The organism is Pseudomonas gingeri (assembly GCF_013385425.1).
In the GTDB taxonomy this organism is placed as follows: Bacteria; Pseudomonadota; Gammaproteobacteria; order Pseudomonadales; family Pseudomonadaceae; genus Aquipseudomonas; species Aquipseudomonas gingeri_D.
Map to the genome: position 1 here is coordinate 44,217 of NZ_JACAQA010000027.1, position 13,524 is coordinate 57,740.

At 61.0% G+C, this 13,524-nt stretch carries 14 protein-coding genes; 5 read left to right on the forward strand and 9 right to left on the reverse strand.

All coding sequences use genetic code 11. The features are described 5' to 3' along the window. Positions 1-93: 93 nt before the first annotated feature. The 4 genes from HX830_RS25485 to HX830_RS25500 all read right to left on the reverse strand — a co-directional run bounded on the left by HX830_RS25485 (position 94) and on the right by HX830_RS25500 (position 3,873). Positions 94-1,527 (reverse strand): NAD-dependent succinate-semialdehyde dehydrogenase, encoded by a 1,434-nt coding sequence (locus tag HX830_RS25485; protein ID WP_177103366.1) that lies wholly within the window; start codon positions 1,525-1,527, stop codon positions 94-96. After that, a complete protein-coding gene (locus tag HX830_RS25490; protein WP_177103368.1) occupies positions 1,524-2,558 on the reverse strand; it encodes an aldo/keto reductase in 1,035 nt (344 codons plus the stop codon). Before HX830_RS25490 ends, HX830_RS25485 begins: the two co-directional genes overlap by 4 nt. A gap of 10 nt (positions 2,559-2,568) precedes the next feature. Continuing rightward, positions 2,569-3,081: a formaldehyde-activating enzyme gene (gene fae / locus HX830_RS25495; protein ID WP_100943543.1), complete on the reverse strand. Its 513-nt coding sequence runs from the start codon at positions 3,079-3,081 to the stop codon at positions 2,569-2,571. Positions 3,082-3,417: 336 nt separating this feature from the next. Continuing rightward, positions 3,418-3,873, reverse strand: coding sequence for a hypothetical protein (locus HX830_RS25500; protein ID WP_152737533.1), 456 nt, complete (start codon positions 3,871-3,873; stop codon positions 3,418-3,420). Between the two features lie 458 nt (positions 3,874-4,331). Between HX830_RS25500 and HX830_RS25505 the strand changes: the two genes are divergently transcribed. Next, positions 4,332-4,679, forward strand: a complete 348-nt coding sequence (locus HX830_RS25505) for a hypothetical protein (protein WP_040069550.1) — start codon at positions 4,332-4,334, stop codon at positions 4,677-4,679. Between the two features lie 127 nt (positions 4,680-4,806). Here the strand turns inward: HX830_RS25505 and HX830_RS25510 are convergent, their stop codons facing one another. The 3 genes from HX830_RS25510 to HX830_RS25520 are packed head-to-tail and all read right to left on the reverse strand — an operon-like array spanning position 4,807 to position 7,966. After that, entirely contained in the window at positions 4,807-6,081 is a 1,275-nt protein-coding gene (locus HX830_RS25510; RefSeq protein WP_177103370.1) for an OprD family porin, read from the reverse strand. Continuing rightward, positions 6,078-6,548 carry a DMT family transporter gene (locus HX830_RS25515; protein ID WP_152737532.1) on the reverse strand — a complete coding sequence of 157 codons (471 nt, stop codon included), beginning with the start codon at positions 6,546-6,548 and terminating at the stop codon, positions 6,078-6,080. Before HX830_RS25515 ends, HX830_RS25510 begins: the two co-directional genes overlap by 4 nt. 14 nt (positions 6,549-6,562) lie before the next feature. Further along, entirely contained in the window at positions 6,563-7,966 is a 1,404-nt protein-coding gene (locus tag HX830_RS25520; RefSeq protein WP_177103380.1) for an amidohydrolase family protein, read from the reverse strand. Positions 7,967-8,079: 113 nt separating this feature from the next. Here HX830_RS25520 and HX830_RS25525 point away from each other — a divergent pair, with 113 nt between their 5' ends. Then, complete coding sequence (locus HX830_RS25525) at positions 8,080-8,973, forward strand: LysR family transcriptional regulator (RefSeq protein ID WP_177103382.1); 894 nt, start codon at positions 8,080-8,082, stop codon at positions 8,971-8,973. A gap of 16 nt (positions 8,974-8,989) precedes the next feature. Here the strand turns inward: HX830_RS25525 and HX830_RS25530 are convergent, their stop codons facing one another. Together HX830_RS25530 and HX830_RS25535 are read right to left on the reverse strand one after the other, a co-directional pair. After that, entirely contained in the window at positions 8,990-10,177 is a 1,188-nt protein-coding gene (locus tag HX830_RS25530; RefSeq protein ID WP_177103384.1) for an MFS transporter, read from the reverse strand. Continuing rightward, positions 10,174-11,205: a zinc-dependent alcohol dehydrogenase family protein gene (locus HX830_RS25535; RefSeq protein ID WP_177103386.1), complete on the reverse strand. Its 1,032-nt coding sequence runs from the start codon at positions 11,203-11,205 to the stop codon at positions 10,174-10,176. The genes HX830_RS25530 and HX830_RS25535 overlap by 4 nt, the downstream gene beginning before the upstream one ends. Positions 11,206-11,388: 183 nt before the next feature. Here HX830_RS25535 and HX830_RS25540 point away from each other — a divergent pair, with 183 nt between their 5' ends. The 3 genes from HX830_RS25540 (at position 11,389) to HX830_RS25550 (ending at position 13,523) form a co-directional block, all read left to right on the forward strand. Continuing rightward, a complete protein-coding gene (locus HX830_RS25540; protein ID WP_177103388.1) occupies positions 11,389-12,282 on the forward strand; it encodes a LysR family transcriptional regulator in 894 nt (297 codons plus the stop codon). A gap of 140 nt (positions 12,283-12,422) precedes the next feature. Beyond that, positions 12,423-12,704, forward strand: a complete 282-nt coding sequence (locus HX830_RS25545) for a DUF2790 domain-containing protein (protein ID WP_103499373.1) — start codon at positions 12,423-12,425, stop codon at positions 12,702-12,704. Between the two features lie 285 nt (positions 12,705-12,989). Further along, positions 12,990-13,523, forward strand: a complete 534-nt coding sequence (locus tag HX830_RS25550) for a winged helix-turn-helix transcriptional regulator (protein ID WP_177103390.1) — start codon at positions 12,990-12,992, stop codon at positions 13,521-13,523. The last annotated feature ends 1 nt before the right edge of the window (position 13,524 follow it).

The following is a 13,524-nucleotide window of genomic DNA, read 5'->3' on the forward strand; positions in this document are numbered from 1 at the left end:
GAACGATAACTCGGGGCGCCTGATACCCAGCGGCGCCCTTGCGTCCATCGCGAGCAAGCTCGCTCCTACAGGGTGTGAGGGGGCGACGGTGCCTTAGAGGCCGCCCATCAACAGGTATTTGATTTCCAGGTAGTCGTCCAGACCGTAATGCGAACCTTCACGTCCCAGGCCCGATTCCTTGATGCCGCCAAAGGGCGCCACTTCGGTGGAGATGATCCCTTCGTTGATCCCCACCATCCCGGCTTCCAGGCCTTCGGCCATGCGCCAGACGCGGCCGATATCGCGGCTGTAGAAATACGCCGAGAGACCGAATGGCGTGTCATTGGCCCGACGCAACACCTCGGCCTCGTCCTTGAAGCGAAAGCACGCCGCCACCGGACCGAAGGTCTCTTCCTGGGCGATCAGCATGCCGTCGCCGACTTCGGTAAGGATGGTCGGTTCGAAAAAAGTCCCGCCGAGGGAATGGCGACGACCGCCGCACATCAGCTTGGCACCCTTCTCCAATGCATCGCCGACATGTTGCTCGACCTTGCTCAAAGCCGCGCTGTTGATCAACGGCCCCTGCTCGGTTTCGCCGTCCAGCGCATTGCCGACCCGCAGCGCCTTGACCGCCTCCGCCAGCTTGGTGGTAAAGGCCTCGTACACGCCATCCTGGATGAAGAAGCGGTTCACGCAGACACAGGTCTGCCCGGTGTTGCGGAACTTCGAAGCCATCGCGCCCTTCACCGCCGCGTCCAGGTCGGCGTCATCGAACACGATAAACGGAGCGTTACCACCCAGCTCCAGCGAGACCTTTTTCAAGGTGTCGGCAGCCTGGCGCATCAGCAGCTTGCCGGTGCGGGTCGAACCGGTGAAGGACAGCTTGCGCACCACCGATGAGGCTTGCAGCGCGCCGCCGATGGCCACCGCATCGCCGGACACAATATTGAACACACCGGCCGGAATCCCCGCCTGCTCCGCTAGTACCGCCAGGGCAAAAGCCGACAATGGTGTTTCTTCCGAAGGCTTGAGGATCATTGTGCAACCGGCGGCCAGGGCCGGGCCGACCTTGCGGGTGACCATCGCCAGCGGGAAGTTCCACGGAGTGATCGCCGCGACCACACCGATGGCTTCCTTGGTGACGATGATCCGCGCATCGGCCTTGTGGCTCGGGATTACATCGCCATAGGCACGCTTGGCCTCTTCACCGAACCACTCGAGGAAACTGGCGGCATAGACCACCTCGCCCATGGCTTCGGCCAACGGTTTGCCCTGCTCGCGGCTGAGCAAGGTGGCGAGCTCACGCTGGTTGCTCAGCATCAGTTCGCTCCAACGTTTGAGGCGCACGCTGCGATCCTTGGCGGTCAGCTTGCGCCAGGCCGGCAAGGCGCGCTCGGCGGCGGCAATGGCCAGGACGGTTTCTTCAGCGCCGGCGCGTTGGACATCAACGATCAACTCACCATTGGCCGGGTTCAGCACCGGGTAAGTCGGCCCGCCGCTGGACCATTGGCCGTCGATGTAGTTACCGGTACGAATCAACTCGCTCATGCCACGGCCTCGGTCAAGGTGAAAGCTGCCTCGGCCGGACGGGCCGAGCGCAGGATACGTTTGCCGGCGGTGTAATCGTTGATCACATCACACGGGGTGTAGTTGCGTTCCAGCTCGTACAGCTCGTCGGCGTCGAGGCGGGTCTCCAGGGCCGCCAGGGCACTGTCGAACTGTTCGGTGGTGTCGGCGCCCACCAGCATGCAATCCACGCCCGGGTGATTGACCACCCAGGCCTGGGCGATCTGCGCATTGGAGACACCGCGACGGCGGGCGACACGCTGCACCGAATGGGCGATTTCGAAAGACGCTTCATCGCTGTACATCTGTTGGGTGAAGAAGTCGGTCTGGTTGCGGGTCGACTGCACGTCGCCGGTCAACAGGCCACGGGCCAGCGGGCTGAACACCGAGACCCCGAGGCCCTGGTCACGGCAGAACGGCAGCATCTCGCGCTCTTCTTCGCGGTAGGCGCAGTTCAGTTGCAGCTGCATATTGATCGGCTTGACCCAGCCATTACGCTCACAAGCCATGAGGATCTTCGCCAACTGCCCGGTGAGCATGGTCGAGACGCCGATATAACGAGCCTTGCCGGAACGCACGATGTCGTTCATGGCGCTCATGGTTTCCTCGACCGGCGTGTTCACGTCGAAGTAATGCAGCATGAAGACATCGACGTAGTCCATATCCAGGCGTTTCAGGGACGCGTCGATGCTGTCCATGATGTGCTTGCGCGAATGGCCGCTGGCGTTGATCCCGCTACGGGTGCCGTAGCCGACCTTGGTGGTCACCACAATGTCTTCGCGACGGGTCAGGCGCTTGAGAATGCGCCCCACCACTTCCTCGCCGACGCCGGCGGAATAGAAGTCCGCCAGGTCGATGAAGTTCACCCCGTTGTCCAGCGCGTGCTTGACGATCGGTTCGCTTTTCTTCTCATCGAAGATCCACGGCTTCCAATCCGGCGTACCCATGTTCATGGTACCGAGGCACAGCTTGGAAACCTGCAGGCCGGAATTGCCCAGACGAATGTATTGCATGGCGCGGACCTCAGGCTTTCGGGGTGTAGAAAGGGTTGGCGATGTGGTTGACCACATCGGCGAGCTGGGCACGTACCGGCAGGCCGGTCAGGGCGGCGCGGATTGCGGTGCGGCAGGCGTTGTAGTTGTTCAGGTAGACCGCATCGAGGTCATCGCAGGAAGGGTTGACCCAGTTGGCGGTGACGATGGCCCACTCGTCCTCGGCCTCGGCCGGCAGGGTGCCGTCGAGCAAGGCTTCGAGCACGGCCTTGGCGATCCCGGCCTGGGACGCGCCCCAGGTGGCATTGCCGTGGAAGTCGCTGCCGATGGCGGCCTTGTTGACATAGAGGGTCATCGGCTTGACCGGGATATTCGGCTGGGCGATCACCATAAATGGGCAATGGCCCTGGCTCGGCGACGCCAGGCTGTTGGCAAAGGCCTGGCCGGCCGGACCGTTGCGCGGGCCGATGAGGATATTGATATGGGCGGCGTTCACGCCGGGGCCTTCGAAACCTTCGCCGATGTACAGGTCTTGTTCTTTCATGGGTTTTTATCTCGCGGACGCAGGGAATTGAGGGTGATCAGAAACGCGCACGCACCCTGGGGCACGAACGGTCAAAGTCGGGAAACGCAGAGCGCAGCAGAAAGCTGGCGGGGACACGGCAGTGGGGCTGGGTCATGGTGCAAACGCTCTTTGTTTTTATGAGTGAGCTGGTGTTTGCGCTTTTTTATCACTGGGGCTGGAGGGGGCTGTAACCATTAAAAGTCATGGGGGCATGAGGTTTAGTCATGGCCCCGATCATGGACGAACACACGCCATGGCCGGGGTCATCCCCAGCCACGGGCATAGGCCGACAAGAAGGCACTGCCAGATCCACTGTCAGCGATAAGCAGAAAACTTGATCTGTATGGCTCCCGACGCGTCAAGGCCTCGCAGGCTCACCTGGCGGCTGTACATGCGCGTCGTAACAATCGCGAAATCGATCTGAAGATCATGATTGGACGCCCATTGCACTTTGGGCGATATCTCATGATCAGAAAACGTATCGCATTCGGAGGAGTAAACTTCGTAGTCAGGTTTTTTAACAACCTCGGCGACATCCAGCAAATTATCGAAAACAAAGAGACTGTCCCAACAAAATGGCGCCAGAGCCCCCCCTCCCGTATGCCAGACATGGGCAACGCTGTACCGCCCGTTAGGAGAAGGATAAATCTGGATGGACGTATCATCGCCAGAGTCGCCGCCAAAGGGTATCAAGGCCATGAAACCGTACTTCAAGACCGCAATGAATCCGATAGCCATCAATATGAATTTCAACCAGCCAATAACCCGCACCCTGCTCTCCTTGTCATGGATAAATCAAATTCTGCCGGGTTTGGTCATGCCGCGACCAAGCTGCGCCCATTCGGGCCAACCCCCTCCCTGAGCACTCACGCCCCCACAATTCACTGATATCCGCCGACACCGACAGACAAACTCCAGGCAAAAAAAAGCCCAAGCGGCTGATGGACGCTTGGGGCTTAAAAATGCATAAACCGTGGTAGGTGAACGCAGGGCAATATTAACCCACTGCGACAATCTGTAACAAGATGTTTTTCAGCTTCCTATTGACATAACCCCTTCAATAACCACATGTTTTTAATGGTTTGAGATGAACCATAATGGAGCACAAACAGTGGTTTTTTATTCCTGAAAGAAGCGGTTGGATGCTTTGATATCACCAACAACAGTATTTGCTTCGCCAACCGGAGGCGGTGACAATTGCCGTTCCATTTTCTTTCGAGGTTTGCAACATGCGTAAAGCACTTACCGTCCTGGCCCTCAGCGCCCTGTTTGCCCAAGGCGCCATGGCGGCGGGCGGCACACAGGCCGCGGTCGGCGGTGGTCTGGGCGGCGCCCTGGGCAACGTATTGGGCCAGAAGATGGGCGGCAGCACCGGCGCAGCAGTCGGCGCGGGCCTGGGCGGCGCGGCCGGTGGTGCCGTAGCAGCCAAGAAAGGCAAGAAAACCAAGGCAGCCATTGGCGGCGGCCTCGGTGCAGCCGGTGGTTCGCTGCTGGGCAACCAGTTGGGCGGCAAGACCGGAGCGGCCATCGGTGCCGGCCTGGGTGGTGCAGCCGGTGGCGCCCTGGGCGGCAAGTAACACACGGTCATTGTAGGAGCCGGCTTGCCGGCGATAGCGGTTTACCAAACGACAAAAATGTCGGCTGCCAGATCGCATCGCCAGCAAGCTGCTCCTACAAGGTTCGCGGCGTTTTCAGGAGCGCCGCCTACCACAAGGCCTTGGTATAAGTGAGCAATATCCGGGTCTCGTCCGCGTCCCGGCTGAACGACGAGCGGTACGTCGCATTGCGCAAACGCAACGCCAGGTTCTTGAACGCCCCACTCTGGATCATGTAACGCACCTCCGTGTTACGCTCCCACTCCTGCCCCCTGCCTGAAACACCCGGCACTTGTGCATGGTCGCCAGAAATATAGCGGCTCATGAAGGTCAACCCGGGAATGCCCATCGACTCGAAGTCGTAATCGTAACGCGCTTGCCAGGATCGCTCCTTCGCCTCGGCAAAATCGCCGATCTGGGCAAAGTTCACCAGGTACGCGTCACTGCCCTCTATATAAGGAAAGGCGCTGGCCCCTGACATGCGCTGGTAACCCAGGCTGACCTTGTGCCCACCCTGTCCGTAGCCGAACAGACCATTGAGCGCCTGGTTGTCGATTTTTCCTCCCCGGGCAGCGCCTTGGTCCTCACTCGCAAAAAATCGCAGATCGGCGTTCAACGTACCGGAGGCCAGGGGTCGGCTGGCAATCAGCCCGAGAAAATGCTGCCGGTAGACATCGCTCAACCCGGCGTAGTGATAGCTGAACTTGAGATCATCACCCTGCTTGCGATCAAAGCCTGCAAGGTCCAACTGGCCGCCCGGGGCGTTACGAGTAAATCGGTTGTTCTTGTTGTTCAGGGCAATGTCTTCATAACTCGTATCATTGCGCGCCTTCACTTTGTCCAACTGGCCCGCGGTCATCACCAGATCAGGAAACTCCCGGGAAGTCAGCATCAAGCCCTCGAACGACTGCGGCAGAATCATGCCATCGTTAGGTCGTAGCGTAGGCAACGAAGGGATCAGCGCCCCGGCCTTCAACTCGGTCGCGGAAATTTTCAGCTTGGCCGTCAGCCCCAGCTTGCCGTACTGCGCCGCAGCACGTCCATCAGAGCGGACCGGCAGAAGGCCACTCCCCGCCCGCTCGGGACTGGAGTCCAGGCGGATGCCCAGCATACCCAGCGCGTCCACACCGAAACCCACCACTCCCGGGGTGTAGCCCGACTCCAGTTTCAGCATCAGGCCTTGCGCCCATTCATCCCGCCTGGATTGCAGGCTGGAGGGTCCATCACGGAAGTCGCGATTGAAATACACATTGCGCGTTTCGAAAAAGGCATGGGAGTCGCCGAAGAAATCCGCTCGGGCCCAGGCACTGAACCCCGTCAGGGCCACAGCTCCAGCCAGGACCGGCAGGCCCTTGGCGCTTGCGACATGGATGAAGACGCTCACGACAGCAGCTCCTTCAAACGGTCGCCGAAGAGCGTCAGGGCAACCCCAAGCAAAACCACGCTGGCACCGACGATTTTCAAGGTCGCGGCGGGCCGCACCACACTGCCGAGCCAGCCGAAATGGTCAATCGCCACCGAGGACAGCAACTGGCCGGCGATCACCAGGACCAGCAGGTTAGCCAAACCGATGCGCGGCGCCAGCCAGACCGTGCAGAAAATCGCCCCGGCACCGAGCACCCCGCCCACCAATCGCCAGCCCGGCTGGCTCGGAATCACATTGAGGGAATCGCCCAGGCCACCGCGAAAGAAGGCAAGGACACCCAGCACCAACATGCCGGTGAAGAAGGAATAGAACGCGGCCGCCAGGGTATTGCCTGTCATGGCCCCAGCCAGTTGGCTGTTGACCGCCGCTTGCAGCGCTATCGCGATGCCCGCCAGAAAGGCCAGCGCAAAGGAAATCAGGAACATGACGGCCACCTCTATCAGTGGGAATGCAGGGGCGAAAAATCTTCCGCAAAAGGATCCGGGGTGTAACCGGCGGCCGCGAACAGGTAGTCACGGGACTCTTCGGTCGCCAGTTCCAGTTGCGGGCGATCCACCCCCAGCACCACACCACCCTGCTTGCGAATCCGCCCGGCGATGATCACGGTGTCGATATCGCCCCGCTCCGCCGCGTGAACCACCGTGCCCAGCGCGTTGTTGGACGGATAGAGGCTGAGGTTGTCGGTGCGAATCATCACGATGTCCGCCTGCTTGCCCGGCGTAAGGCTGCCGATGCGCGAGTCGAGCCCCGCGCACGCCGCACCATCGAGGGTCGCGGCCTTGAGCAGTTGTCGGGTGCTGACCAGGTCCGGCGTGGCGGGTTTACCGTGAAAACGTGCACTGTGAGCCGCCGCGCGCTGCAGATAGAAAGCCACCCGCATTTCACCGAATATGTCGCCGCCATAGGAGCTTTCGTTATCGACGCTCAAGCCCGGGTTCATCCCGTGGTCGACGGCCTTTTGCCAGGCAAACACACCGTCTTCGAGCCCATAGTGGGCGTCGGAACGCGGGCAGACGTTGACCTTCACTCCGGCCTTGCGCAGGATCGACCAGCCGTGGTCCGGCAGGCAGGTGCAGTGGTTGAAGATATTGTCCGGACCCAGCAGCCCCTCTTCGTGCAGCGTTTCAAGTTCACTGGCCATACCGGCACCGAAGAACTCGGTAACGATATTCAGGCCCAGCTCGCGGGCCACCGCCCATTGCTCGCGGTCGATCTGCGACATCATTGCCAGGGTCACCAGCGAGTCGTCACCGTTTGCATACTTGCCCTTCAAGCGACGCAGGTCACCGGGCCATTGGGCCGAGTCCCATTCACCGGACAACGGCGCACCCGGCGCGTGCACTGCACGGATGCCGGCGTCCTGCAGGGCCTCGATGGCCGCATCGGAATGCGCGCCACTACGGGCATTGTGAGAGTTGTCGATGATGGTGGTGATGCCGGCATTGATGCAGCCCAGGGCAGTCAGCATGTTGCCCACGTACATGTCCTGGGGTCGGTAGTACTTGGCGAAGGAAAAGTGCGTGGCGTTGCAATAGTCTTCCAGGGACGGAGAGTCCGGGTTGATGCGCCGCAATTGACCTTCCCAGGCATGGCGATGGGTATCGACCATCCCGGGGATGACGATCATGCCCTTGGCGTCAATGATCTCGGCCCCCTCGGCGCCGAGGCTGACACCGACTTCGACGATCTCGGTGCCACGGATCAAAACGTCAGCCTCGACCAAGTTACCCAGTTGATCATCCAGGGTGACGACCATTCCGCCCTTGAGTAGCAGCAGGCGATGTTGATCGGGCAAAGGCGCGAGGGCTGAGTTCAGCAGGTCGAAATGAGCAGGGAATGACATGACAGTTCCTTCGGTGGCACGGGCGGGATCGCCGATTGAGCGCATTGTCCGACCCGCACCTTTTATTTAGAATACGGAACAATCTTCAAACATTATGAAGGAACAAATACATAATGCGTGATCAGGAATTCGCCAACCTCAAGGCTTTTTTCGCGGTGGCCCAGGCGCGCAATTTTTCCCGGGCGGCCCAGTCGCTCGGCGTCTCGGCATCCGCCCTGAGCCAGACCATCAAGGGCCTGGAAGAACGCCTGGGGGTGCGTTTGCTGAACCGGACAACCCGCAGCGTGTCGACCACGGAAGCCGGTGCCCGCCTGTTCGAACGGCTGCGCAGCGTTTTCGCCGACCTGGAGTCGGCGCTGGAGGCACTCAACGAATACCGCGACACCCCCATCGGCACACTGCGCATCAGTGCTCCGCAGGTGGCGATGCTGCACTTTATCCAGCCGATCCTGCCGTCCTTCCAGGCCGCCTACCCGGACATCCAGCTCGAACTGACCACCGACGACAGCACCACCGACATCGTCGCCCAAGGCCATGATGCGGCCATCCGCCTGGGGGAATTCATCGAGCAGGACATGGTCGCCCTCAGGCTCAGCGAGCCGCTGACCCAGATTGCCGTGGCCTCGCCCAAATACTTGCAGCAGCGCGGCCGCCCGCAGACACCAGTGGAACTGCTGCAACACAGTTGTGTGAACTGGCGCCGCGCCGGTGAGTCCGGGCTGTACAAGTGGCGCTTTTTCAACGACGGCACGCCGTTCGAGCTCAGCGTCAAGGGCTCCCTGGTGGTGAGCGATTGTGCCGTCGCGCTGCAATCGGCGGTCGATGGCCTGGGCATCACCGTGTGGATTCGCGAGTGGCTCAAGGCCGAACTGGACAGCGGCGCGCTGGTGCCGCTGCTGGAGGAATGGTCGACGCCCTTCCCCAGCTTCTACCTCTACTACCCGAGCAACCGGCAGATGTCTTCGGCGTTGCAAGTGTTTATCGCTGCGTTGCGCCAGCAGCACTGAACCCGAGCGGAACGGATCAGGCGGTTTGCGGAACCAGCGCCTCGGCACGCGTCCGATAGAGCAGCGATTTCACCACGATCACCAGCAACGACAACGCCGCGAACAACAAACCGCAGGCGATCGTCCCCGGCAGGCCATAGGCATTGATGAACAGACCTCCGACCCAGGCGCCGATGGCAATCCCCGCGTTGGCCGCCGACACATACAGACTGGTGGCGAACGAATGGGCTTCAGGGGCGGCACTGGTCAACCACATCTGGGTGATGACCATGCCACTGGTATGAATCGCACCCCAGACGAACACGATCGGCAGCATCGACCAAAGCGAAGCGCTGCCGAAGCAGTAGAGCATCCCGTAGGCCAGGCTCAGCAGAATCGGAAACAGCAGCACAGTCCTGACCAGATGACGGGCCAGCGCCCTGCCCGCCAGCATATTCCCCAGCACCCCGCCGACCCCGAAGACCACCAGCAGCAGGCTGATGGTCTCTCCCCCAAGGCCGGTCTGGCTTTTCAGGTACTCGGCGGCATAGCTGTAGACCGCGAACTTGGTGGTGAACACCAGCAGCGTACCGATGATCGCCAACCACACTGACGGTTTGCGCAGGATCGACAGCTGACTGGCGAAACTTTCCGGCGCGGCGACCTGGCGCGGCAACCGCAGCCACAAGCCCAGTCCCGCCAGGAAGGTGGCCACGGCGCAGAACAGGATCGAAGTCTCATAGGAAAAGCGTCCGGCCACCCAGGCGGTAATCGGGATGCCGAACACCAGGCCGAGGGTCGTGCCGATAAAGGCCACTGTGGTCGCATGGGCGGCGCGCTCCCTGGGATAGAGCGAAATAGCCGCCGCGAACGCCGCCGAAAAGAACACCGGATGCAGCATCGCCGGCACGATGCGCAGGGCCATCAGCGTCGAGTAGTTCGGCGCATAGGCTGACAAAACGCTGCACAGGGAAAAGCACAACAGGGCCCCCACCAGCACTTTCTTGCGCTCGAAGCGGGAAAACACCAGCACCAGGAACGGGCCGCAAGCCGCCACGATAAAGGCGAACAAGCTCATCAGCAGGCCGGCCTGGGCCACCGTCACGCCGAAGCGTTCGACGATCAGCGGCAGGATGCCGACCACGCCCAGCTCCAGGGTGTAGAGGCCGAACAGCCCGAGCATGATAAAGGGCATGACGCTCATGGGTTTGATCGAACGAGTCATTTCGATGCCAGCGCGAAGTCGATAACAACCTTGCCGAACGCGCCACGGTTCAGGTGCGCGAACGCCTCGGGGACTTGCGCGAAGGCGTAGGTGGCATCGATCACCGGCTTGATCCCGTGGTGATCGATCATCCGCACCAGATCTTCCAGTGCGCGGCGCGGCCCTACCGCCACAGCGACAATCGACGCGCGGCTGCCCAGCAACGGCATGATCGGAGTACGCAACTCTTCGGACTCCAGCAAACCGATAATGGAAACCCGGCCACCGGGCACTACCGCTTGCAGGGAGCGTCCCAAGTTATCGCCACCAGCCATTTCCAGCACATGGTCGGCGCCGCGACCCTCGGTCAGCTCCAGCACCGCCGTTTGCCATTCAGGTGTGGTGGTGCGATTGATGCCATGGCTGGCACCGAGCTTGATCGCCTCGGCGATCTTCGCGTCACTGCTGCTGGTGACAATCACTTTGGCGCCGCTGGCGGCCGCCAACTGTACGGCGAACAACGAAACGCCGCCGGTGCCCTGGACCACCACGGTCTGCCCGGCATGCAAGTGCCCCAATTCGATCAGCGCCATCCAGGCGGTCAAGGCGGCGATGGGCAGCGTACTGGCCTCCACCGGGGTCAGATTTTTCGGCGCGCGGACACACCACTCGGCCGGCGTCGTGACGTACTGCGCGAGCATCCCTTGAATCGGCCCGCCCTGGGTCGGCATTTCGGCCCAGGTCTTGGGATTACCATCGATCCAGTTGGTAATGTAGGTGGAGATGACGCGCTCGCCTACACTGAAACGAGTGACGCCCTCTCCCACCGCGACAACGGTCCCGGCCATATCGGAGGCCGGGGTGAACGGAAAGGCCAGGGCCGCCGTCATGCCATTCTCGACCACTTGGGTATCACGGTAGTTGAGCGACACGGCTTCGATTTTGACCAGGATTTCCCCGGTTTTCGGCAGCGGACGCGGTGTGTTGGCCAGATTCAGATTATCCAGGCCGAACGAGGAAATTTCCCAGCGGTTCATGATTTCGGACATGACGGTGATCTCGGTTGATGAGCGATGTGGCGATCATAGAGGGCCTCCAGCTCCCGATTAAGTAGGTGCCATATCCGCTATCTACGGATGTTTTATTCCGCAATCGAGTTAGGATAACCCGTCACCCGATCGGTTCGGCGCAGCAAAAAAGCAGGATTTAAGGTTCATGGTCGAGAATGAAAAATGGATAGCTTGAGCAGTTTGAATGTCTTCGTATCCGTGGCGCAGACCCGCAGCTTTGTCGCCGCCGGCCGCTTGCTGGGGGTGTCCGCTTCGGCCATCGGCAAAAGCATCGTGCGCCTGGAGGAACGCTTCGGTGTGCGCCTGTTCAACCGCAGCACACGCAGCGTCACCTTGACCGAAGAAGGCTCGCGTTTCCTCGAACGCAGTCTGCGCATCCTGGCCGAAATCGAAGCCGCCGAGGCCGAGTTCTCGCAGACCACAACGGCTCCCAGTGGGCGCCTGAAGATCAGCATGCCGCTGGTCGACGAACCCTTTCTACCGGTGCTGGCCCAGTTCAAGAAAGCCTATCCGGCCATCGACCTGGACCTGACCTTCGACGATCGCCGGGTCGATGTCATCGAAGAAGGCTACGACGCGGTGATTCGCAGTGGCGAAGTCCCTGACTCCAGCCTGACCTCCCGCCATATCGGCACGTATCAAATGATCCTGGTGGGCTCACCGGACTATTTCGAAAAACACGGTGTGCCGCAGTCGCCCATCGACCTGATGCGGCACAGCTGCATTCAGTTTCGGTTCCCCAACACCGGTAAACTGCAGGTCTGGCCATTGAACCGCGAAACCCAGGACATCGACCTGCAACTGCCGACCTCAATGGTCTGCAACAATCTGGAGGCGCGCATCGTGTTCGCCGTACAGGGGATCGGTATCGCCTACCTGCCGGACTTCGCCATCCGCGAATGGCTGGAGCGCGGGAAGCTGGTCAAGGTCCTTGAGGACTGTTGCGAATCCGGCGTCTACCGGCTGATGTGGCCTTCCGGCAAATACCCGTCGTTGAAGTTGCGGGTGTTCATCGACTTCCTGAAGGCTCATCTGTTTCCCGAACAACGCCCGTAGTTTCCGGCGCCTGCCCAGTATCGATCACGCTGATATCCGCTATTGGCAAGGATCCGTTCTATTGCAGGCGATGCCGTTCGTAAAATGGCGCCACTGCCTCACTACCGTCAGGTGAGGGGGATGTCTTTCCGGAGACCGCCATGAAATACCTTCTGTTTGTCCTGCTGTCGCTGTTCAGCCTGGTTGCCACCGCCCAAGGTGATGTGACCGCCGCTCCCCAAGGCCAGGGTGCAACCGCCAGCACCAACGCCGAGCCCTATGACTATTCCGAAGACCTCGACATGGCCAAGGCCGTGCGCGCCGACAGTGCCGCCGCCTCCGATTGTGGTCCGGTGCAGGGGCACGTGATCTACGTTGATGGCCAGGGCGTGCGCCACGAAATGAATTTTATCCGCCTGGGCAACGCCTGCCAGCACGGCTGATCACCATCCCCTTTTGGGAACCGGCTTGCTGGCGATGACGGCCGGATAGTCGACGCAGGGCTTGCGGGCCTCATCGCCGGCAAGCCGGCTCCCACACGGTTCGGTACTGCTCTCAAGATCCCATGCCCCCGTGTGCCCCCCATCCAGCCCGAACCTTCCCTCTGCCCACCTCCCCCCTCGCCTGAAAATACTTGCAAGCAGTGACTTGCAAATTGAAAGTCGCCAGCCTATATTACGATCATAATATTACACGCATAATCATTACCGCACTCCGAGGCCCCAACCATGAAAAGGACAAGCCTGGCCCACCTGCACTGCCCCGTGGCCCGCAGCCTTGAGCAGGTCGGCCAGTGGTGGAATATCCTGATCCTGCGGGACGCCTTCTACGGTCTCAGCCGTTTCGATCAGTTCCAGGAAAGCCTCGGGATTGCCCCCAGTATCCTGACCCGCCGTCTCAATGACCTGGTCGAAAACGGCTTGCTCGAACGCCGGGCCTACAACGATGCCCCACCGCGCTTCGACTACCTGCTGACCGCTCGCGGTCGGGATTTCAGACCGGTGCTGCTGACCCTGATGGATTGGGGCAACCAGCACCTCTCACCCGAAGGCCCGACCACTCAACTCGTCGACAGTGCCAGCGGCGAACTCGTCGAACTGGCCCTGATCGACCGTCGCTCCGGGCAGACCATCAGTCGGCGCCACAAGGTCGTCGCCGGCCCGGCTGCCGACGAGCCCATGCGTCGACGCTTTGAAAAACGCCGCCAACTGGCGGCGCTGCAAAACCCTGATATCGCTCCCCCCCTCTCTGCCAACCGGTAAC

What these genes read in the sequence shown, in the direction of transcription:
- HX830_RS25485 (WP_177103366.1), bottom strand. Translation starts at nt 1,527, where the DNA reads ATGAGCGAGTTGATTCGTACCGGTAACTACATCGACGGCCAATGGTCC.
- HX830_RS25490 (WP_177103368.1), bottom strand. Translation starts at nt 2,558, where the DNA reads ATGCAATACATTCGTCTGGGCAATTCCGGCCTGCAGGTTTCCAAGCTG.
- fae (WP_100943543.1), bottom strand. Translation starts at nt 3,081, where the DNA reads ATGAAAGAACAAGACCTGTACATCGGCGAAGGTTTCGAAGGCCCCGGC.
- HX830_RS25505 (WP_040069550.1), top strand. Translation starts at nt 4,332, where the DNA reads ATGCGTAAAGCACTTACCGTCCTGGCCCTCAGCGCCCTGTTTGCCCAA.
- HX830_RS25515 (WP_152737532.1), bottom strand. Translation starts at nt 6,548, where the DNA reads ATGTTCCTGATTTCCTTTGCGCTGGCCTTTCTGGCGGGCATCGCGATA.
- HX830_RS25520 (WP_177103380.1), bottom strand. Translation starts at nt 7,966, where the DNA reads ATGTCATTCCCTGCTCATTTCGACCTGCTGAACTCAGCCCTCGCGCCT.
- HX830_RS25525 (WP_177103382.1), top strand. Translation starts at nt 8,080, where the DNA reads ATGCGTGATCAGGAATTCGCCAACCTCAAGGCTTTTTTCGCGGTGGCC.
- HX830_RS25530 (WP_177103384.1), bottom strand. Translation starts at nt 10,177, where the DNA reads ATGACTCGTTCGATCAAACCCATGAGCGTCATGCCCTTTATCATGCTC.
- HX830_RS25535 (WP_177103386.1), bottom strand. Translation starts at nt 11,205, where the DNA reads ATGTCCGAAATCATGAACCGCTGGGAAATTTCCTCGTTCGGCCTGGAT.
- HX830_RS25540 (WP_177103388.1), top strand. Translation starts at nt 11,389, where the DNA reads ATGGATAGCTTGAGCAGTTTGAATGTCTTCGTATCCGTGGCGCAGACC.
- HX830_RS25545 (WP_103499373.1), top strand. Translation starts at nt 12,423, where the DNA reads ATGAAATACCTTCTGTTTGTCCTGCTGTCGCTGTTCAGCCTGGTTGCC.
- HX830_RS25550 (WP_177103390.1), top strand. Translation starts at nt 12,990, where the DNA reads ATGAAAAGGACAAGCCTGGCCCACCTGCACTGCCCCGTGGCCCGCAGC.